The sequence below is a fragment of the Actinoplanes sp. DH11 genome, from assembly GCF_020873875.1.
Lineage (GTDB): Bacteria > Actinomycetota > Actinomycetes > Mycobacteriales > Micromonosporaceae > Actinoplanes.
This window is the reverse complement of sequence record NZ_JAHWGU010000004.1, coordinates 164471-183197: the sequence shown is the minus strand read 5'-3', so window position 1 is coordinate 183197 and position 18727 is coordinate 164471. Positions and strand designations below refer to the sequence as shown.

Genomic DNA, 18727 nt, shown 5'->3' with positions numbered 1-18727 from the left:
GACGTGGAGCGAAGCGCAGACGTCCTGCTCGCCGACGGCTCGACCGCCCGCCTGCGGCAGATCCGGCCCCAGGATGCTCCGGCCATCGTGGACTTCCACTCCCGGATGAGCGACCGTACGCGCTACCTGCGCTACTTCTCGCCGTACCCGCGGATCCCGGAACGGGACCTGCAGCGCTTCGTCAACGTCGACCACCACGACCGGGAGGCGTTCGTCATCGTCGACGCCGACGGCCGGATCACCGCGGTCGGCCGGTACGAGCGCCTCGGCCCCGACTCGCCCGAAGCCGAGGTGGCGTTCGTGGTGGAGGACGCGCACCAGGGCCGCGGCATCGGCTCGGTGCTGCTGGAGCATCTGGCCGAGGCGGCCCGGGAGCACGGCCTGACCCGGTTCGTCGCCGAGGTGCTGCCGGAGAACGGCGGCATGCTGCGCGTGTTCGGGGACTCGGGCTTCTCGGTGCAGCGCAAGTACGCGGACGGTGTCGTGCATCTGAGCTTCCCGATCGCGCCGACCGAGAAGTCCCGGGAGGTGCAGGAGTCCCGCGAGCATCTCACCGAGGCCCGGTCGATCGCCAAGCTGCTCAACCCCCGGGGCATCGCGATCTACGGCGCCAGTGCCAGCGGGCAGGGCATCGGCGCCGCGATGCTGGGCAACCTGCGCGACGGCGGTTACCCCGGCGCGGTCGTGCCGGTGCATCCGACCGCGGACCGGGTGGCCGGGCTTCCGGCGTACCGCAGCGCCTCGCACGCCGGTGTCCCGATCGACCTGGCCCTGATCGCCGTGCCCGCGGGGGCGGTCGCGGAGGCCGGCGCGGACGCGGCCCGCGCCGGCGCGGGTGGCGTGGTGGTGGTCTCCGCCGGTTTCGCCGACGCCGGGCCGGAGGGCGCCGCGCACCAGCGCCGCCTGGTCGAGGCCGCGCGCGCCGCCGGGCTGCGGATGATCGGCCCGAGCAGTTTCGGGATCGCCAACACCGACCCCGACGTGCGGCTGAACGCCACCCTCTCACCGCGTCTGCCGATGGCCGGCCGGGTCGGTTTCTTCGCGCAGAGCGGCGCGCTCGGTGTCGCCCTGCTCGCCGAGGCGGACCGCCGTGGCCTGGGCCTGTCCAGTTTCGTCTCGGCCGGCAACCGGGCCGACGTCTCCGGCAACGACCTGCTCCAGTTCTGGCAGGACGACCCGGGCACCGACGTCGTGCTGCTCTACCTGGAGACGTTCGGCAATCCGCGCAAGTTCGCCCGGCTGGCCCGCCGGATGAGCCGGGTGAAGCCGGTGGTGGCGGTCGCGTCGGCGACCCGGCCGCCGGGCCTGGCGGGCGACGCGCCGGGGCCGGACGCGAACGCGGTGACCGCCCTGTTCGCCAGGTCCGGCGTGATCCGGGTGGACACGGTCCAGGAACTCTTCGACGTCGGCATGCTGCTGGCCCATCAGCCGCTGCCGGGCGGCCGGCGGATCGCGGTGGTCGGCAACTCGTCGGCGCTGGCCCAGCTCGCGGTGGTCGCCTGCCGGGCCGCCGGGCTGACCGTGGCGGACGGCTATCCGAGCGACGTCAGCCCGCTCGCCTCGGCGCACGACCTGGCCGACGCGCTCGCCGACGCGGCGGTCGACCCGCGGGTGGACGCCCTCGTGGTGGTCTTCGCGCCGCCGGTGCCGGGGCAGCACGCCGACGAGGACGCCGACTTCGCCGCGGCGCTGGCGAGTGTGGCGCTCGCGGGGGAGAAGCCGACCGTCGCCACGATGGTGTTCGGGCAGGTCCCGGCGCGGGTGCCGGCCTATCCGTCGGTGGAGGAGGCGGTGCGGGCGCTGGCCCGGGTGGTCAACTACGCCGACTGGTTGCGGCGGCCGCCCGGTGTGATGCCGGTTCTGTCCGGTGTGGACGTCCCGGCGGCGGAGGCGGCGTCGACGGCGACGGAACTGCTGGAGGCGTACGGGATCGCCGTCGTGCCGTCCACTCTGGCCGGTTCCGCCGACGACGCCGTGCGGGCGGCGCGGGAGCTGGGGTTTCCGGTTGCGCTCAAGGCGGCTGGCGGCGGGTTGCGCCACCGGATCGACCTCGGCGCGGTGCGTCTCGCGCTCGGCGACGACGAGGGCGTACGCACGGCGTACCGCGAACTGGCCACCGCGTTCGGGCCGGACGTGCTGGTCCAGACGATGGTGCCGCCGGGGGTGGCCTGCCGGATCGAGGTGGTCGAGGACCCGGCGTTCGGCCCGGTGGTCGGGTTCGGTCTGGGCGGCGTGGCCAGTGAACTCCTCGGCGACCTGGCCTGGCGGGCCGCGCCGCTGACCGACCGGGCCGCCGAGGCGCTCGTCGACGAGCCGCGCGCGGCGCCGCTGCTGCACGGTTACCGCGGGTCGACGCCGGTGGACCGGGACGCGCTCATCGATCTGCTGCTGCGGGTGGGCCGGATCGCCGACGAGCATCCCCGGGTGCGGTCGCTCACGCTGAATCCGGTGCTGGCCCGCCCGGACGGTTTCTCGGTGCTGCACGCGGCCGCCGAGTTCGGCGACGCGGGTGTGCGCCCGGACACCGGCCCGCGCCGCCTGCGCAGCGCCTGAAGCACCGGCCCGCGCAGCGCCTGAAGCACCGGCCCGCGCCGCCTGCGCAGCGCCGGAAGCAGAGTCGTGGAAAGCAGGAACGCCGGCCCGCATGATCAGCCGGGCCGGCGTCTGGTGTCGCGTGACGGATCAGGAGGCGTACGCCTCGAGGCGCGAAGCCCGCTCCGGGTCGCGCAGCTTGAGCATCGTGACCTTCTCGATCTGGCGGATGCGCTCCCGGCTGAGGCCGAACTCGCGGCCCACCTCGTCGAGGGTGCGCTGCCGGCCGTCGTCGAGGCCGAAGCGCAGCCGGATCACCGCCGACTCCCGCTCGGAGAGGGTGGCGAGCACGATCTCCACCTCGCTGCGCAGTTCACCTTGCGCGACGCCCTCGCCGGGCTGGTGCGGGTCGACCGCAGCGACGAAGTCACCGAGGGCGCTCTCGCCGTCCTCGCCGACGGCCTGGTCCAGGCTGACCGGCTCCCGGTCGTACGAGATCAGCTCGATGACCTGGAATTCCGGCACGTCCATCGTGGTGGCGATCTCGGCGATGCTGGGTTCGCGGCCGAGTGAGGCGGCCAGGTCGCGCCGGCAGCGGACCATGCGGTTGACCTGCTCGACCATGTGCACCGGGATGCGGATGGTGCGGGCCTGGTCGGCCATGGCGCGGGTGATGGCCTGCCGGATCCACCAGGTGGCGTACGTGGAGAACTTGTAGCCCTTGGTGTAGTCGAACTTCTCGACGGCGCGGATCAGGCCGAGGTTGCCCTCCTGGATCAGGTCGAGGAACGCCATGCCGCGGCCGGTGTAGCGCTTCGCGATGCTCACCACGAGCCGCAGGTTCGCCTCGAGCAGGTGGTTCTTCGCGGCCTTGCCCTCGGCGGCGACGACCCGCAGCAGCGGCGCCAGGTCGGCGGACGCGGAGGCGAGCAGCTCCTCGGCGTAGAGCCCGGCTTCGATGCGCTTCGAAAGGGTGACCTCTTCGACGGCGGTCAGCAGGCGTGTGCGCCCGATCCCGTTGAGGTAGGCGCGGACCAGGTCGGCGGAGACGCCGCGCTCGTCCGTCGCGTCCAGGTCGGCGAGCGACTCGACTCCGTCTGCCACGCCGCCCTCGACCACCATCTGCTCCGACGCCTTCATCTCCAGGACCACTTGCGTCCCCTCCCCGCGATCAACGTGTCGTGCGTACCAGCCGCATCCGTGCCGGTGAGAGCAAGCTTCGTCGCTGGCGCGTTAAGCGGAGGTGAGGCCAGCCTTCAGGTGGCATGAATCAGGGAGAACCCTGACGTCGAGAAACCGACAAGCGGGGTTTGCCGGGCGCCGTTAATGTTCTTGCACCGAGAAAGGGTGATGATCGTGGTCTTCAAGCGCATGATGCAGGCGTTCGGTGTCGGTGGACCGTCGGTCGACACCGTGCTCGTCAACCCGAACACCTATCCGGGCGGGTTCCTCGAGGGCACCGTCCAGGTGGTCGGCGGCGATCATGCCGTCGACGTCGAATATCTGGCGATCGGCCTGATCACCCGGGTCGAGGTGGAGAGCGGCGACAGCGAGTTCCAGGCCGACCAGGAGTTCCACCGGCAGCGGCTGACCGGCTCGTTCCGGCTGGATTCCGGCGCGCGCCACGACGTCCCGTTCCGCTTCGACGTGCCCTGGCAGACCCCGATCACCGAGGTGTACGGGCAGCGGCTGCACGGCATGACGATGGGTTTGACCACCGAGCTCGAGGTGGCCCGCGCCGTGGACAAGTCCGATCTGGACCCGGTGGCCGTGCACCCGCTGCCGGCGCAGGAGCGGATCTTGGAGGCGTTGCTGCGTCTGGGTTTCCGGTTCAGCCGGGCGGATGTGGAGAAGGGCCGGGTCTACGGTGTGGACCAGCAGCTCCCGTTCTACCAGGAGATCGAGTTCCACCCGCCCGCGCAGTTCGCCGGCGGCATCAGCCAGCTGGAGCTGACGTTCCTGCCGACACCGCACAAGCTTCAGGTGGTACTGGAGCTGGACAAGCGGGGTGGCCTCTTCACCGAGGGCCAGGACGCGTTCGGCAGTTTCGACGTCGACTACGCCACCGCCGACCAGGTCGACTGGGCGAGCCGGCTGGACCAGTGGCTGCGGCAGTCCGCCCAGCGCCGCGGGTTGTTCTTCTGACCGGTCCGGGAGCCTAGAGCTCCAGCAGGACCGTGCGCGGTCCGACGTTCACGCTTTCCACCAGCATGTGTGCCCGGAAGCGGCCGGTGGCGACGGTCGCTCCCCGGGCGCGCAGCGCGTCCACGAACGCGGTGACGAGGGGCTCGGCCACCTCGGCCGGGGCGGCCGCGTTCCAGGTGGGCCGGCGGCCTTTGCGCGCGTCGCCGTAGAGGGTGAACTGGCTGACCACCAGCACCGGGGCGCCCTCGTCCGCGGCCGACCGGTCGCCGTCGAGGATGCGCAGTTCCCAGGTCTTGCGGGCCAGTTCGGCGGCGGTGGCTGCGGTGTCGTCGTGGGTCACCCCGACCAGCACGAGCAGGCCGTCCTCGATCTTCCCGACGATCTCCTCGCCGACTGTCACACTCGCCCGGCTGACCGTCTGCACCAGTGCGCGCACGTGGCGTTCCTCCGTCCCGGCCGCCGCGCCGATCGCGGCGGCCGGATGACGGTATCCGACCGGTTCAGCCGGCGTTGTCGCTGGTGTACCCGTCCGCCGGGGTCCGCAGCGCCCCGGTCGTGGCGTCACCTGTCGTCGTGTTCGCGACGCCGGGTCCGGTTCGCGGCCGGTCCGGGAAGCTGGCCGGTCCGGCGGTGCCGCCGGTGGTGGTCATGATGCCGCCGCCGGCGGGCGGCGGGCCGCCGTCGCGCAGCTGCTCGGGGTCGGTGCCGGCGGGGATGGTGCTGGACAGCCCCTCATCGCCGTCGGATCCCTTCTCCGGCCGGAAGGTGCTGGGCTCGTCGAGAGCGCCGGGACCGTAGTCGCCGGCGATCTCCGCTTCGGTACGGGTCTGCGAGTCGCTCATCCGCCCGGGATGCCCGGTACGCCCGGCGGCAAACCGCGACGCGCCCGATGAAACAAACGATTTGCATGGATATGACCAAGATGTGCCCGGTACCGTGCCAGGATTTTGCCTGTCGGAGGGGCCGTCGCAATGTTCTGGCGTTGCCGGACGACGTGCTCCCGATCGCGGCGACTCGTACCGCACTCCGCCTGCGCCGGATCGACCGTACTCAGATGGGAGACACCCATGCCCCTCACCAGCACTTCCGCCGGACGCACCGACGCGTCCCGGGCCCGCCCGGCCGCCGCGCCGGTCTCGGCCCGTCCCGCTGCCCGGGGTGGTGACCCGGACGCCAGCCGCCGCCAGGCGAGATCGGTGGCGAAACAGCAGCAGGCCGCCGAGCGGATCGCCACCGCCACCGCGGAGATCTCCGCGCAGAACGCCGAGGCCGCCGAGGCGTCCCGCCAGCTCACCGACTCGATGCAGCAGATCGCGGCGGGCGCGGAGGAGGCGTCGGGCGCGACTCAGCAGAGCCTCGCCGCGATGAACCAGGTCGAGGAGCGCGCCGAGCAGCAGGAGACGACCACCCGGCAGGTGGCCGAACTGAGTCAGACCCTGCAGAACCTGCTCAACGAGACGCTCATCGGCATCAACACGCTGCTCGCCAACGTCACCAGCGCCTCCACCCGGCAGACCGGATCGGTCGCCAAGATCACCGAGCTGGAGAAGCAGGCCGACGAGATCGGCGAGATCGTCAAGACGGTCGCGCACATCGCGGATCAGACGAACCTGCTGGCCCTGAACGCCGCGATCGAGGCGGCCCGGGCCCGGCAGCACGGCAAGGGCTTCGCGGTGGTCGCCGACGAGGTGCGGACGCTCGCCGAGACCAGCGAGCGCAGCGCCCGGCAGATCCGCGATCTGATCGACGAGGTCCGCAGCAGCGTCACCGAGATCGCCGGCGCGGTGCAGGCCTCCGCGGAGGCGGCGCGCGGCGAGGCCGACAAGGGCAAGATCATCGGCACGCAGCTGGAGACCATCCGGGCCGACATGGGCACGATCATGGCCGGTGCGGTCGAGATGGCGTCCGCTGCGCAGCAGGCCCGGCGGTCCGCGAGCGACGCCAAGGGTCGGTCCGAGGAGATCGCGGCGGCGGCCGAGCAGCAGTCCGCGGCCTGCGAGGAGTCGCTGCAGACCGTCGGGCAGCAGACCCAGGCGCTGCGGCAGAGCGAGCAGGCGGCCGAAGCACTGGCCGAGGTCGCCGAGACCCTGCGCAGCAGCACCGACATCGCCAAGAGCGCCGAAGAGGTGGCGTCCGCGGCCGAGGAACTCTCCGCGGCGGTCGAGGAGATCAACCGGGCGGCCGCGCAGATCAACACCGCGATCAACGAGATCAACGCGGGTGCTCGTACCGCCGCCGAGAAGGGCCAGCAGACCGCTGGCCTGGTCGCGCAGATCGAGCAGGGCGCCCAGTTGTCCCTGGAACGCGGCGGCGCCGCGGTCGAACGCTCCGACACCATCCTGGAGCTGCTCACCGCGAACAAGGAATCGGTCGACTCGATGATCGAGGCGATCGGCCAGGGCGCCCGCGAGGGCACCGAGAACGTCCGCCGGGTGAGCGAGCTGGAGCAGATCTCCCGCCGCATCGACAAGATCGTGGACGCGATCGCCAACGTCTCCATCCAGACCAACATGCTCGCGGTCAACGGCTCGGTCGAATCCGCCCGGGCCGGGGAGTTCGGCAAGGGCTTCGCGGTCGTGTCCACCGACATCCGCAACCTCGCCCGGGACTCCGCGGACAACGCGGACCGGATCAAGGATCTGGTCAAGTCGGTCCAGGACCGGATCGTCGAGGTCCGCGGCGACCTGGAGGAGACCAGCCGGCTCTCGCTGACCGAGGCGGAGTCCGCCAAGGCGACCACCGCCCGCCTGGAGGAGATCCAGCGCGACATGCAGCAGGTCCGCAGCGGCAACGACGAGGTGCGTGAGTCGGCGCAGCAGATCGTGTCCGTGCTCGGCGAGGTCAAGGTCGGTCTCGAGCAGATCGCCTCGTCCGCGAACCAGGCCGAGCAGCTGGCCGCACAGTCCTCCACCGCCGCCCGGGAGCAGGCGCAGGGCGCGGAGGAACTCGCCGCCGCCGTGGAGGAGATCGCTGCGCTCGCCGACGAGCTGCAGAACGCCGGCTGACGCCGGGAAGGGGAGGGCACCCATGGACACCGACGAGGAATTCGGTGACGACGAGTTCAACGACGACGCCGATTACGTCACGTTCGACATGCTGGGGGAGCGGTACGCCTTTCCGATGCGCCGGGTCCAGGAGATCATCCGGATGCCCGCCCTGGTGAAGGTGCCGCTGGGGCCGCCGTCGCTGGAAGGGCTGGCGAACCTGCGTGGCCGGGTGCTCCCGGTGGTCAACCTGCGGGGCTGCTGCGCGATGCAGCAGGCCCCGCACGACGAGACGACGCGGGTGATCGTGGTCGACGGCGGGGTGCCGCTCGGTTTCGTGGTGGACCGGGTGGCCAGCGTGATCAGCATTGACCCGCAGGACATGGAACCGGCGGAGTCGGTCCAGTCGACGGTCCGGTCCGACGTGCTGGTCGGCGTGATCAAGTCCGGCGATGGTGACATGACCACCGTCCTGGACGTCGACCAGCTGATCGGCAGCCAGTTCTCCCGGCTCTCCGCGCGGACCGGCCGGGACACGGCGGCGACGGCCCGGATGCCGGCCGAGACGGACTCCGACGCCGAGTCCGACGACACCCTGGAGCTGGTCAGCTTCGCGGTGGAGGGCCAGGAGTACGCGCTGCCGATCGATCAGGTCCAGGAGATCGTGCAGGCGCCCGAGTCGGTCAGTCACGTGCCGAACGCCGGCAGCGAGATCCTCGGCGTGATCGACCTGCGCGGCCGGCTGCTGCCGGTGGTCAGCATGCGCCGGGTGTTCGGCCTGCCGGTCACCCCGCTCGCCCCGCAGAACCGGATCGTCGTGGTCTCCATCGACGGCGGTGTGGTGGGCGTGGTGATGGACACCGTCCGCGAGGTGCTCCGGGTGCCGCACCAGCTGGTCGCGCCCCTGCCGGGCGTGGTCGCGGGCGACGGGCGCAAGACGGAGGTGGAGTCGGTGTGCCGCCTCGAGGACGGCAAACGGCTCGTCTCGGTGCTCAGCGTTAACCGGATGTTCGACTCGCCCGAGGTACGTAACGAGATCGCCGACTACCGGGCGGAGGACCTGGAGATGGCCGAGGAACCTGACGCAACCGACGACGGGCGCGGCGCCGAGGAGCTCTTCGTGGTGTTCCGCCTCGACGACGAGGAGTACGCGGTCGACGTCGACACGGTGCAGGAGATCATCCGGGTGCCGGAAGCGCTGATCCGGGTCCCGAAGTCCTTCGACTTCGTGGAGGGCCTGGTCAACCTGCGCGGCACCGTGCTGCCGGTGGTGGACCTGCGGACCCGGCTCGGGCTGGGCCGCACCGAGCGGGACGAGCGGCAGCGCATCGTCGTGCTGATCATCGGCGGGGTGCGGACCGGCTTCATCGTGGACTCGGTCGCCGAGGTGGCCCGGGTCGGGCGCAATGTGCTGGAACCGGCGCCGGAGCTGTCGGCGGAGCAGGCCCGGGTGGTGTCCCGGGTGGCGAACCTGCCGGAGCAGCAGCGGATGCTCCTGCTGGTGCAGGTCGATCAGCTGCTCGCGGCGGAACAGGCCGACCAGGCCGCGGAGCTCTGCGAGGCGCTTGTCGACGAGGCGCTCGTGGGCGTCTGATCGGAGTACACCATGGCTTCCACATCCGTCCTGGTGGTCGACGACTCGGCGCTGATGCGCCGCGCGTTGAAGGGCATCCTGACCGACGCCGGTGGGTTCGAGGTGCACACCGCCCGCAACGGCGTCGACGCGCTCGAACAGCTCGGCCGGTTGCAGCCGGACGTGGTGACCCTGGACATCAACATGCCGGAGATGGACGGGCTCACCTGCCTCGCGAAGATCATGGAGGAGCACCCGACGCCGGTCGTCATGGTCTCCTCGCTGACCGAGCACAACGCCCTGGTCACGCTGGAGGCGCTGGAACTGGGCGCGGTCGACTACGTGCCCAAGCCGGGCGGCACCGTCTCGCTCAACATCGAGGACGTCGCCGCCGAACTGGTGGACAAGGTGCGGTCGGCGGCGAAGGCCCGGCTGAAACGGACCGGTGGCCTCACCGCACGGGTCCGGGCGCAGACGCAGCGGGCCGCCGCCGCGCCACGCCGGGAGATCAGCAAGGTCGGCACCGTCGACCTGGTGCTGATCGGCTCGTCCACCGGGGGCCCGGCGCTCCTGCACGAACTGCTGCCGAGCCTGCCCGGCAGCCTGGGTGCGCCGGTGGTGGTGGCACAGCACATCCCGGCCTCGTTCACCGCGACGCTGGCCCGCCGGCTCGACGAGGCCTGTGCCCTGCGGGTGCACGAGGTGGACCGGATCATGAACGTGCAACGCGGCAACATCTACATCGGCCGGGGCAACGCCGACGTGGTGGTGGCCCGGCGTACCGACGGCCTGATCGTCAAGAGCGTGCCGGCCGCCGCGGAGTACCGCTGGCATCCGAGTGTGGACCGGCTCGTCGGGTCGGCTCGCCGCTACGTCGACCCGGAGCGGCTGGTGTGCGTGCTGCTTACCGGGATGGGCGACGACGGCGCCACCGAGATGGGTGCGGTCAAGGAGGGTGGCGGCCGGACCATCGCCGAGGCCGAGGAGACCGCGGTGGTGTGGGGCATGCCCGGGGAGCTCGCCCGGCGCGGCGGGGCCACGGTGGTGCTGCCGTCCTACGAGATCGCCGACCGGCTCGCCGACTGGGTTCGCTGACGTCCTTGTTCCGCTGACGTCGAGGGAGGATCACGATGGGACTCGTCCGGAAGCAGGCCCCGCAGCAACCCGAGGAGGTGCTGCCCGAGAAGCGGTCCACCGAGGCGCTGCGCGAACAGCTCGCCGACCCGGACCCGGACTGCCGGCGGGAGGCCGCGCTGGGGCTGGAGGGTGTCGCGGAGGCGGTGCCGGACCTGCTGGCGCGGGTGGCGGTGGAGACCGAGACGAACGTCCGGGACGCCGTGCTGACCACCCTGTCCGGGTACGACACCGAACAGGTCGCCGGATCCCTGGCCGTGCACCTGGCCAGCGACGACGCGGCGTTGCGCACCGCCGTGGCGGAGGCGCTGGCCACCATGCCGCAGTCGGTGCCGGCGCTGCTGCCCGACCTGCTGGCCGCCCCCGACCACGACGTCCGGGTGATGACCGCGATGGTCCTCGCCGACATGACGCATCCGGACACCGCGGTCTGGCTGATCCGGATGATCAGCGAGGACCCGCACCCGAACGTGGTCACCGCCGCCATCGACGCGTTCCTGCCGGTGGCCGGCCCGGAACACGCCTCGGTGCTGGAGGGTGCCGTGCAGCGCTTCCCGGACGACCCGTTCCTCCGGTTCACCGTTCAGGCGGCGCTGCCCCGCCTCTCCGGGACGGCGTGATGGCCGGCGCGGCCACGGCCGGGACGGGGCTCTCGGACGCCGACTTCACCCGGTTCACCGAGTACTTCTACAAGCGGACCGGCATCCACTTCACCCCGGCGAAGCGGTACTTCGTCGACAAGCGGATCGACACCTGCATCCGGGCGTCGCCGTACGACACGTTCACCGGCTGGTTCGCCGCGCTGCGGTCCAGCGACAACTCCGGGATGCTCCAGGACCTGATCAACCAGCTGACCGTCAACGAGACGTACTTCCTGCGCGAGGACTACCAGTTCGACTCGATGCTCAGCACGGTGCTGCCGAACGTGCTGGCGGCCCGCGGCGGGGTGAACCGGATCGTCGGGCCGATCAAGATCCTGTCGTTGCCGTGCTCGACGGGCGAGGAGCCGTACTCGATCGCTCTGCGGCTGCTGGAGGAGTGGGACCAGATCGACCACGTCGACGTGGAGATCCACGGTGCCGACATCGACAGCGAGGTGCTCGCCAAGGCGGCGCACGCCAGCTACGGCGAGAGATCGTTGCAACGGGTGCCGAAGCCGTGGCTGAACAAGTACTTCACCTCGGTCGGCGCCGGGCGCTACCAGGTCGACGAGGGCATCCGCAGCGCGGTGACGCTGCACCGGGTGAACATCTGCGACACCCCGTCGATGCGGGCGTTCCGCGAGTTCGACGTGGTGTTCTGCCGCAACGTGCTCATCTACTTCGACGAGCTGTCCAGCCGCCGGGCAGCCGAAAATCTCTACGGGGCGATGCGCCCGGGCGGCTACCTCTTCCTCGGGCACTCCGAGTCGATGAGCCGGATCTCGCCGATCTTCACCCCGACCCGCCTGCCGGAGGGCATCGTCTACCAGCGACCGACCGGAGGCAAGTGATGACCTCGGAGACCGAGACGACGGGAGCCCGGGTGCTCGTCGTCGACGACGCCGCCACCGTGCGGCTCTACCACAGCAGCCTGCTCCTGGAAGCCGGGTTCCGGGTGGACGAGGCGGCGAACGGCCTGGAGGCCGTGGAAGCGGCCATGGCGACCCCGTTCGACCTGTTCGTGGTCGACGTGAACATGCCCAAGATGAACGGGTACACCTGCGTCGAGACGCTGCGCTCGGAGACGGTCGGCACGGAGGCGCCGGTGCTGATGATCAGCACCGAGGACCGGCCCGGCGACGCCGACCGGGCGTACGCCGCCGGCGCCAACCTCTACCTGGTCAAACCGGTGTCCGGGGACCGGCTGGTGCGGATCGCCACCATGCTCACCGCCGGGAAGGGCATGTCGGCATGAATCCGCTGCTCGCACAGTTCCTGGCCGAGGCGAACGACCTGCTCGCCTCGGTCGACGAAGGCCTGCTCCAACTGGAACGCGACCCCGGTGACCCGGAGCTGGTCAACGAGGTGTTCCGCGCAGCGCACACCTTCAAGGGCTCGTCCGGACTCTTCGACTTCCCGGAGCTGACCCGGCTCACCCACGCGGCCGAGGACCTGCTGGACGCCGTACGCGGTGGCCGACTCGCCCTCGACTCCGGCATGGCCGACGACCTGCTCGCCGCGTTCGACCTGATCCGGGGCTGGCTCGCGCACGTCACCGCGCACGAACGGCTGCCCGCCAGCGCCGGCAACGACGCGGCCGGGCTGATCACCAAGCTGCGCGCTCCGCTCGGCGGCGAACCTGTCGCGCACACCCAGGCCACGGTCGCCGCCGGCATCGCCGTGATCGACGCGGCCCCGGAGTGGCTCGCCTGGTTCCACGCCGAATGGCTCACCGAGACCGCGGCCTGGCTGGAGACGACCTCGTCTACCATGCGGTTCGTCCGGTACGCCCCGGACTCGGACTGCTTCTTCCGCGCTGAGGACCCGATCCACCTGATCCGCCAGGTGCCCGCCCTGGACAAGCTTGGCATCGTGCAGCCGGAGAAGTGGCCCGCGCCGGAGGAGTACGACGAGTACGTCTGCCTGCTCTCCTTCGTGCTCGCCACCCGGGCCTCGCTCGGCGAACTGGAGTACCTGTTCCGCTACGTCCCGGACCAGGTGCAGATCGTCGAGCTGGACGCCGGCGCGATCACCCGGCACCTCAGCGGGGAACCGCCGCTGCACGTCGAAGAAATGATCACCGTCGCGGTTACCGAGGTGGTCGACACGGAACTGGCGGCCGACGCGCGGGCGGTGCTCACCGCCGCGCACCGGGCCCTGGAGATCAATCCGGCGGACGGTGCCGGTCTGCGGGCGGTGGCGGGGACCGTCGCCGCGGCGGCGCAGGCGCTGGGCGTACCCTTCGATCTGACCGATGCCGATCACGCCGCCGTGAGCGCCGCCGTGGACCGCCTGCTCGCCGAGGCCGCGCCCGCGCCGGCGGGCATCCTGCCCACGCACCCCCAACCCGCCGCCGCGCACCCCCAATCCGCCGCCGCGCCCGCGCCGGCCGCCGCCGCGCCCGCCGAACCGGCCGGTCGCGCCGACGATCCGGGCGGCCAGGTCGGCACCCGCGTGCTCAAGGTCGACCAGGAGAAGGTCGACAAGCTGATGGAGCTGGTCGGCGAGCTGAACGTGGCGAAGAACGGGCTCACCTTCCTGGCCGACGCGGCCGAGGAGGAGTTCGGCAGCCGGGTGCTCAGCCGGCGGATCAAGGACCAGTACGCGGGCCTGCACCGGATCGCCGAGGAGTTGCAGTCGGCCGTGATGGACGTCCGGATGCTGCCGCTCTCGGTGGCCTTCGGCCGGTTCCCGCGCCTGGTCCGCGACCTGAGCCGACGGCTCGGCAAGACCATCGAACTGGTCACCGAGGGCGAGGACACGATGGCCGACAAGGACGTCATCGAGGCACTCGGCGACCCGCTCGTGCACCTGGTCCGCAACAGCCTGGACCACGGCATCGAACCGGCCGAGGAACGGATCGCCGCCGGCAAGAACGGCGCCGCCCGGCTCACCCTGGCCGCCGTCGCCGACGGGGACGCGGTGATCGTCGAAGTCTCCGACGACGGGCGCGGCGTCGACCCGGTGCGGGTCAAGCGCAAGGCGTACGAGAAGGGTCTGATCACCGAGGAGGAGCTGGAGTCGCTCGGCGACACCGAGGCGGTCGACCTGGTCTTCCGCCCCGGATTCTCCACCGCCGACCAGGTTTCGGATCTCTCCGGCCGGGGAGTCGGTATGGACGCGGTCCGCGCCAGCGTGGAGAAGCTCGGCGGCTCCGTGACGATGCGGTCGAGGTTCGGGCAGGGCACCTCGACCAGGCTGCGGCTGCCGCTCTCGATGGCGGTGACCCAGGTGATGGTGGTCAGCGTCGCCGGCCAGCGGTTCGGCATCCCGGTCGACCTGGTGGTCGAGACGGTACGCGTACCCGCCGCCGAGATGGGCCACGTGCTGCACCAGGAAGTGGTCGTGATGCGCGGCGAAGTGGTGCCGGTGCTGGACCTGGCCCGGGCGCTGGACATGCCGTGGAACAACGACGCGGGCGCCGACCGGGCGATTCTCGTGGTGAACGTGAACGGTCAGCGGTACGGGTTGCTCGTCGAACAGTTCCACCGGGAGGTCGACGTGATCCTGAAGCCGATGGAGGGCCTGCTCGCGTACGCCGACGAGTTCTCCGGCACCGCCCTGCTCGGCGACGGGCTGGTGCTGCTGGTGCTCAACATGAAGGAGGTGCTGGGCCTTGCCGCTCGAGTTGCATGACGACAGCGCGACGCTCGTCGGCGTCGTGACGGTCGACGAGGTGGAGCAGCTGACCGGATGGCTGCGGGCGGCCCGCAAGCCCCGGGTGAGCCTGCGCCGATGCAACCATCTGCACACCGGCGCGCTCCAAGCTCTGCTGCTCTTCAAACCGAAGATATCCGCAGCACCCACCGACGCCTTCCTGGCGGCGCAGGTGCTGCCGCTACTCAATGCGGGCAGCGGCCAAGCCAGCAACAGGGGGACCGAATCATGACCACGGTGATGCTCGTCGACGATTCCGCGACCATGCTGATGAGCCTCAAGTCGATCCTGACCAAGGCCGGTTACACCGTCGAGACGGCCGGTCACGGCAAAGAGGCCCTGGAGAAGCTCAGCAAGGGCGTCAAGCCGAACCTGATCATCAGCGACGTCAACATGCCGCAGATGGACGGGATCACCTTCGCCCGCGAGGCCCGCAAGGCCCCCGGCATGCGGTTCACCCCGATCCTCATGCTGACGACCGAGTCGGAACAGTCGAAGCGGACCGAGGCGAAGAACGCCGGCGCCACCGGATGGCTGGTCAAGCCGGTCGGACCGGACCAGTTGCTCGGTGTGATCAAGCAGGTTCTGCCCGGCGCCTGACCGACCGGTTCATCTCGCTACGGAGGTACCCGCATGCCAAGCCTTCTCCGCAGGATCACCCTGACCCCCGCCGAGCCGGCGGCGGATCAGGGTGTGCGCGGGGACGTCGTGGCCGAGGCGCTGGAACCGATCCCGTCGTACTGCGAAGTGGTCGACGGCCACGTTCACGACGTCATCGAGCAGACCGGTGACGCCGCACACGCGATCGTCGAGCAGCTCGTGAAGGTCGACTCCCTGGCCGAGGTGATGGCCGGCGACGTCTCTCAACTGGCCGGCACCCTCAGCCGCACCGAGGGCGAACTGAGCCACATCAGTGCCTCGAACGACCAGCTGGTCGGTCGCCTGATCTCCTACTTCCTGCACCGCGACCACCAGATCCGGGCCCTGGTGGACCAGATGCGGGAACTCAACCAGCACGTCACGCAGATCGAAGAGGTCAGCCGGGCGACGAACATCCTGGCACTGAACGCGATGATCGAGGCGGTCCGCGCCGGTGACGCCGGCGAGGGGTTCTCGGTCGTCGCCGACGAGGTCCGCAAGCTGGCACACCGCTCGTCGCAGGCCGCGCACGGCATCGGCAGCAGCATCGCCGACCTCACCGCGCGACTCGACGCCGTGCTCTCCGACGACAGCCAGTTCGACAGCGACGAGCCGCTGCCGGCGCAGACCGAGGAGACGGCGATGACCCGCCGGCTCGGCGGCATCGCCGGCGCGCAGCGGGAGATGTCGGACATGGTCGCCGGCATCCTCAAGGACACCGTCAACGCGGCACACCAGGTGCAGCGCAGCTCCGACGCGCTCATCTCGGAAACCACCGGCGCGGTCGCCCAGGTCCAGTTCCAGGACATCAGCCGGCAGATGCTGGAACATGTCGCCGAGGCGGTCGGCGACGTCGCCCGGCAGGCCGCCGACATCGCCGCCTACGCCCGCGGGGAGCTCACCGAGGAGGAGCTGAGGGATCGCTCCATAAACGTGGAGAGCCTCCGGGCGAAACACGTGATGGCGCGTCAGCGGGCCACCCACGCACAGCAGACCGGCCAGGAGGCCCAATCCGCCGGCGAACCGCTCATCGAGCTCTTCTGACGACCACGACGACCAATCACGAGAGGCTGTCCCGGCGATGGCTCGCATCGAGAACTACGGCCACGACCTGCCGACCGAGCAGGACGCGGTCAAAGCGCTGGCCGACCTGATCGGCCCGCAGATGGCCGAGGGCATGTGGGGCCTCGCCGTGCAGGCACTCGGCATGCAACGGCCGGTGACCGCGCCGACCGACCTGCGGCGGGTGGCCGAGCACGTGATGGAGATCGGCGAGCTGAGCCGGGTCGCCGGGCGGTCGCTCAAGGTGCGGATCATCACGTACGAGGCGCTGGCCAGGACCGTGCCGTCATGATTCTGACCCGTTACCCCGAACTGCGCGACCCCGCCCGGCTGCGCGAGGTGGCCCGGCTCGGCGTCGACCGGGAAGCCCCCCGCGACTACCTCGCCGAGCTGGTGGAGCAGGTCGCCGTCCGGATCGGAACCCCGTTCGCCGTGGTCACCGTCCTGCTCAGCGACGCCCAGGTCTTCCTCGCCGGTTACGGCCCGATGCCGGAATGGCTCGGCGAGGCCGGCGGCACCCCGATCGAATGGGCCTTCTGCAGGCCACTTCTGCGTCAGCGCGGACCCCACTACGTCAACGACTTCACCACCGACCCGGAGTACCGGCACAACCCCCTCGTGACGGTCGAGGGCGTCCGCTCCTACATCGGCGCCCCGGTGGTCTCGGCCCGCGGCCAGATCCTCGGCAGCATCTGCGGCCTCGACCTGTGTCCCCGCGACTTCGACGCCGGCCAGCTGCGCGACATCCAGAACCTCGCCGGCGAGGCAGCCCGCCGCATGGAAGCCCACGCCGACCACCCCGCCACCGAATAACAGGGTCGCCGGGTGCGCCGGTCTCAGGAGCCTTCGGCCCAGAACCGGGTCAGGCGTGCGACGGCCTCGTCCTTGGACATGGCGGCCACCTCGGCCTCGGTGAGGCCGACACGGTTGATGAGGAGGTGCACGAGTTCGAGCGGGAGGGACCCGGCCGGGATTTCCGGAGCACTGCGGGCGGGTTTGACGCCGTCCTGGACGCAGTGCCAGAACTCGGTGGCCTGGAGTTCCAGCTGGTCGCGCAGGATGTGGCTCCACATGCTCGGCCCGTAGGTGGTTCGATCGACGGGATGAGAGATCCTGGTGCGCAGAATGCGAGCGTCCCGCAGCCGCAGTTCGTAGGTGATGTGGTGGGTTCCGGTTCGGCCACGGGCATCGCGGACACGATCCCAGCCCTCGATCCCGCAGAATTTCTCGTGCAGCTGGCGGGTCGGCTGAGGCCAGGTCATCGCCCGGTCCCGATCAGCCAGTCCCGCAGCTGATCGTCGTCACTGAGGCTGATCAGTTGGACCAAGCCCCAGTTGGCAGCGTGGTTGGGTGCGTCGAGCAGGTGGTCCTGCCAGTCCTCGGCATATTCGCGCAGCGCGGCGATCACCTCGTCGAGGGACTCGTCGACCGTCGCACCGTCCGCGGCCACGGGCAAGCCGGGAATGAAGATGGACCAGCCGCCGTCCTCGGCCACGATCTCGGCACGCGCGGGTGTCACGGCGGAGAGGAAGTAGCGCAGTCGCTCCCGATCCACGAGGGCCGTCGTCTGCGAGTCCCGCCGGACGGTTGCCACTCGCCCGCGCTCGGCCGCGTCGAGCAGATCCTTCAGATGGGTACGGGCTTGTGTATAGCCTTCGTAGTGAACCCCCGACATCACATCACCCCTCATCGCAAGCCTGCCGCGATGTATGCAGTACGTCAAGTACTCGGCGTACGCCGGTGGTGCGCCCCGCGTGTAGGGGAAGATGGCGGCATGACGTTCTCGTTGCCCATCGACGCCGAGGCGAACGCGCTGCTGGACCGTGACCCGCTCGCGGTGCTGATCGGCCTGACGCTCGATCAGCAGATCACCATGGAGAAGGCGTTCACCTCGCCGCACGTGCTGGCGCAGCGCCTCGGGCACGAGCCGACCGCGACCGAGCTGGCCGAGTTCGACCCGGAGGCGCTGCTGGCGATCTTCAGTGCGCCGCCGGCGCTGCACCGGTTCCCGAAGGCGATGGCCGCCCGGGTGCAGGAGGTCTGCCGGGTGCTCGTCGACCGGTACGACGGGGAGGCCGCGGCGCTGTGGGCCGGCGTGGAGAGCGGGGCCGAGCTCTACCGGCGGATCTTCGCGCTGCCCGGGTTCGGCAAGCAGAAGGCGCAGATCTTCGTCGCGCTGCTCGGCAAGCAGTGCGGTGTGCAGCCGGAGGGGTGGCGTGCGGCCGCGGGCGGTTATGGCGACGCGGACGCGTACCGGTCGGTGGCGGACATCGTCGACGACGAATCGCTGGCGAAGGTTCGCGCGTACAAGAAGCAGGCCAAGGCGGACGCGAAAGCGGCGAAGGCCTCCTGATCCGCCG

Annotated in this window: 20 protein-coding genes and 1 pseudogene; 15 read left to right on the top strand and 6 right to left on the bottom strand. The window is 70.7% G+C overall.

Annotation, left to right across the window (positions count from 1 at the left end):
- Positions 1-3: 3 nt before the first annotated feature.
- Entirely contained in the window at positions 4-2553 is a 2550-nt protein-coding gene (locus LPA41_RS07985) for a bifunctional GNAT family N-acetyltransferase/acetate--CoA ligase family protein (RefSeq protein WP_229069297.1), read from the top strand.
- 35 nt (positions 2554-2588) lie between these two features.
- Here LPA41_RS07985 and LPA41_RS43220 read toward each other — a convergent pair.
- Both LPA41_RS43220 and sigB read right to left on the bottom strand, forming a co-directional pair.
- Positions 2589-2645 (bottom strand): annotated as a pseudogene (locus LPA41_RS43220) (CGP-CTERM sorting domain-containing protein); the annotation flags it as partial.
- A 37-nt stretch (positions 2646-2682) separates the two neighbouring features.
- A complete protein-coding gene (gene sigB / locus LPA41_RS07980; protein ID WP_229069464.1) occupies positions 2683-3654 on the bottom strand; it encodes an RNA polymerase sigma factor SigB in 972 nt (323 codons plus the stop codon).
- Between the two features lie 234 nt (positions 3655-3888).
- Here sigB and LPA41_RS07975 point away from each other — a divergent pair, with 234 nt between their 5' ends.
- On the top strand, positions 3889-4677 hold the full coding sequence (locus tag LPA41_RS07975; RefSeq protein ID WP_229069463.1) for a sporulation protein: 789 nt from the start codon (positions 3889-3891) through the stop codon (positions 4675-4677).
- A 13-nt stretch (positions 4678-4690) separates the two neighbouring features.
- Here LPA41_RS07975 and dtd read toward each other — a convergent pair whose 3' ends face one another.
- Both dtd and LPA41_RS07965 read right to left on the bottom strand, forming a co-directional pair.
- Positions 4691-5113 carry a D-aminoacyl-tRNA deacylase gene (gene dtd, locus LPA41_RS07970; protein WP_229069296.1) on the bottom strand — a complete coding sequence of 141 codons (423 nt, stop codon included), beginning with the start codon at positions 5111-5113 and terminating at the stop codon, positions 4691-4693.
- A gap of 64 nt (positions 5114-5177) precedes the next feature.
- Positions 5178-5519: a hypothetical protein gene (locus LPA41_RS07965; RefSeq protein WP_229069295.1), complete on the bottom strand. Its 342-nt coding sequence runs from the start codon at positions 5517-5519 to the stop codon at positions 5178-5180.
- A gap of 225 nt (positions 5520-5744) precedes the next feature.
- Here LPA41_RS07965 and LPA41_RS07960 point away from each other — a divergent pair, with 225 nt between their 5' ends.
- The 12 genes from LPA41_RS07960 to LPA41_RS07905 are packed head-to-tail and all read left to right on the top strand — an operon-like array spanning position 5745 to position 17180.
- A complete protein-coding gene (locus tag LPA41_RS07960) occupies positions 5745-7682 on the top strand; it encodes a methyl-accepting chemotaxis protein (protein ID WP_229069294.1) in 1938 nt (645 codons plus the stop codon).
- A gap of 22 nt (positions 7683-7704) precedes the next feature.
- Complete coding sequence (locus tag LPA41_RS07955; protein ID WP_229069293.1) at positions 7705-9255, top strand: chemotaxis protein CheW; 1551 nt, start codon at positions 7705-7707, stop codon at positions 9253-9255.
- A gap of 12 nt (positions 9256-9267) precedes the next feature.
- Complete coding sequence (gene cheB / locus LPA41_RS07950) at positions 9268-10329, top strand: chemotaxis-specific protein-glutamate methyltransferase CheB (RefSeq protein ID WP_229069292.1); 1062 nt, start codon at positions 9268-9270, stop codon at positions 10327-10329.
- Positions 10330-10364: 35 nt separating this feature from the next.
- A complete protein-coding gene (locus LPA41_RS07945; protein ID WP_229069291.1) occupies positions 10365-10988 on the top strand; it encodes a HEAT repeat domain-containing protein in 624 nt (207 codons plus the stop codon).
- A complete protein-coding gene (locus LPA41_RS07940; RefSeq protein WP_229069290.1) occupies positions 10988-11860 on the top strand; it encodes a protein-glutamate O-methyltransferase CheR in 873 nt (290 codons plus the stop codon). Before LPA41_RS07945 ends, LPA41_RS07940 begins: the two co-directional genes overlap by 1 nt.
- The gene (locus LPA41_RS07935; RefSeq protein ID WP_229069289.1) at positions 11860-12264 is read left to right on the top strand and encodes a response regulator; all 405 of its coding nucleotides are present in this window, start codon (positions 11860-11862) and stop codon (positions 12262-12264) included. The genes LPA41_RS07940 and LPA41_RS07935 overlap by 1 nt, the downstream gene beginning before the upstream one ends.
- Positions 12261-14645: a chemotaxis protein CheA gene (locus LPA41_RS07930; RefSeq protein WP_229069288.1), complete on the top strand. Its 2385-nt coding sequence runs from the start codon at positions 12261-12263 to the stop codon at positions 14643-14645. The genes LPA41_RS07935 and LPA41_RS07930 overlap by 4 nt, the downstream gene beginning before the upstream one ends.
- Positions 14626-14898, top strand: coding sequence for a hypothetical protein (locus tag LPA41_RS07925; RefSeq protein WP_229069287.1), 273 nt, complete (start codon positions 14626-14628; stop codon positions 14896-14898). The genes LPA41_RS07930 and LPA41_RS07925 overlap by 20 nt, the downstream gene beginning before the upstream one ends.
- Positions 14895-15266 carry a response regulator gene (locus tag LPA41_RS07920; protein WP_229069286.1) on the top strand — a complete coding sequence of 124 codons (372 nt, stop codon included), beginning with the start codon at positions 14895-14897 and terminating at the stop codon, positions 15264-15266. The genes LPA41_RS07925 and LPA41_RS07920 overlap by 4 nt, the downstream gene beginning before the upstream one ends.
- Before the next feature lie 33 nt (positions 15267-15299).
- A complete protein-coding gene (locus LPA41_RS07915) occupies positions 15300-16349 on the top strand; it encodes a methyl-accepting chemotaxis protein (protein WP_229069285.1) in 1050 nt (349 codons plus the stop codon).
- Between the two features lie 37 nt (positions 16350-16386).
- On the top strand, positions 16387-16659 hold the full coding sequence (locus LPA41_RS07910) for a hypothetical protein (RefSeq protein ID WP_229069284.1): 273 nt from the start codon (positions 16387-16389) through the stop codon (positions 16657-16659).
- Entirely contained in the window at positions 16656-17180 is a 525-nt protein-coding gene (locus LPA41_RS07905) for a GAF domain-containing protein (protein WP_229069283.1), read from the top strand. The genes LPA41_RS07910 and LPA41_RS07905 overlap by 4 nt, the downstream gene beginning before the upstream one ends.
- A gap of 23 nt (positions 17181-17203) precedes the next feature.
- Here LPA41_RS07905 and LPA41_RS07900 read toward each other — a convergent pair whose 3' ends face one another.
- Both LPA41_RS07900 and LPA41_RS07895 read right to left on the bottom strand, forming a co-directional pair.
- Positions 17204-17629 carry a hypothetical protein gene (locus tag LPA41_RS07900; protein ID WP_229069282.1) on the bottom strand — a complete coding sequence of 142 codons (426 nt, stop codon included), beginning with the start codon at positions 17627-17629 and terminating at the stop codon, positions 17204-17206.
- Positions 17626-18042, bottom strand: a complete 417-nt coding sequence (locus tag LPA41_RS07895) for a hypothetical protein (RefSeq protein ID WP_229069281.1) — start codon at positions 18040-18042, stop codon at positions 17626-17628. The genes LPA41_RS07900 and LPA41_RS07895 overlap by 4 nt, the downstream gene beginning before the upstream one ends.
- Before the next feature lie 99 nt (positions 18043-18141).
- Here LPA41_RS07895 and LPA41_RS07890 point away from each other — a divergent pair, with 99 nt between their 5' ends.
- Positions 18142-18720, top strand: a complete 579-nt coding sequence (locus LPA41_RS07890) for an HhH-GPD-type base excision DNA repair protein (RefSeq protein ID WP_229069280.1) — start codon at positions 18142-18144, stop codon at positions 18718-18720.
- The last annotated feature ends 7 nt before the right edge of the window (positions 18721-18727 follow it).

What these genes read in the sequence shown, in the direction of transcription:
- cheB (WP_229069292.1), top strand. Translation starts at nt 9,268, where the DNA reads ATGGCTTCCACATCCGTCCTGGTGGTCGACGACTCGGCGCTGATGCGC.
- LPA41_RS07945 (WP_229069291.1), top strand. Translation starts at nt 10,365, where the DNA reads ATGGGACTCGTCCGGAAGCAGGCCCCGCAGCAACCCGAGGAGGTGCTG.
- sigB (WP_229069464.1), bottom strand. Translation starts at nt 3,654, where the DNA reads ATGGTGGTCGAGGGCGGCGTGGCAGACGGAGTCGAGTCGCTCGCCGAC.
- LPA41_RS07890 (WP_229069280.1), top strand. Translation starts at nt 18,142, where the DNA reads ATGACGTTCTCGTTGCCCATCGACGCCGAGGCGAACGCGCTGCTGGAC.
- LPA41_RS07935 (WP_229069289.1), top strand. Translation starts at nt 11,860, where the DNA reads ATGACCTCGGAGACCGAGACGACGGGAGCCCGGGTGCTCGTCGTCGAC.
- LPA41_RS07965 (WP_229069295.1), bottom strand. Translation starts at nt 5,519, where the DNA reads ATGAGCGACTCGCAGACCCGTACCGAAGCGGAGATCGCCGGCGACTAC.
- LPA41_RS07920 (WP_229069286.1), top strand. Translation starts at nt 14,895, where the DNA reads ATGACCACGGTGATGCTCGTCGACGATTCCGCGACCATGCTGATGAGC.
- LPA41_RS07955 (WP_229069293.1), top strand. Translation starts at nt 7,705, where the DNA reads ATGGACACCGACGAGGAATTCGGTGACGACGAGTTCAACGACGACGCC.
- LPA41_RS07900 (WP_229069282.1), bottom strand. Translation starts at nt 17,629, where the DNA reads ATGACCTGGCCTCAGCCGACCCGCCAGCTGCACGAGAAATTCTGCGGG.
- LPA41_RS07915 (WP_229069285.1), top strand. Translation starts at nt 15,300, where the DNA reads ATGCCAAGCCTTCTCCGCAGGATCACCCTGACCCCCGCCGAGCCGGCG.
- LPA41_RS07895 (WP_229069281.1), bottom strand. Translation starts at nt 18,042, where the DNA reads ATGTCGGGGGTTCACTACGAAGGCTATACACAAGCCCGTACCCATCTG.
- LPA41_RS07960 (WP_229069294.1), top strand. Translation starts at nt 5,745, where the DNA reads ATGCCCCTCACCAGCACTTCCGCCGGACGCACCGACGCGTCCCGGGCC.
- LPA41_RS07930 (WP_229069288.1), top strand. Translation starts at nt 12,261, where the DNA reads ATGAATCCGCTGCTCGCACAGTTCCTGGCCGAGGCGAACGACCTGCTC.
- LPA41_RS07910 (WP_229069284.1), top strand. Translation starts at nt 16,387, where the DNA reads ATGGCTCGCATCGAGAACTACGGCCACGACCTGCCGACCGAGCAGGAC.
- LPA41_RS07940 (WP_229069290.1), top strand. Translation starts at nt 10,988, where the DNA reads ATGGCCGGCGCGGCCACGGCCGGGACGGGGCTCTCGGACGCCGACTTC.
- LPA41_RS07905 (WP_229069283.1), top strand. Translation starts at nt 16,656, where the DNA reads ATGATTCTGACCCGTTACCCCGAACTGCGCGACCCCGCCCGGCTGCGC.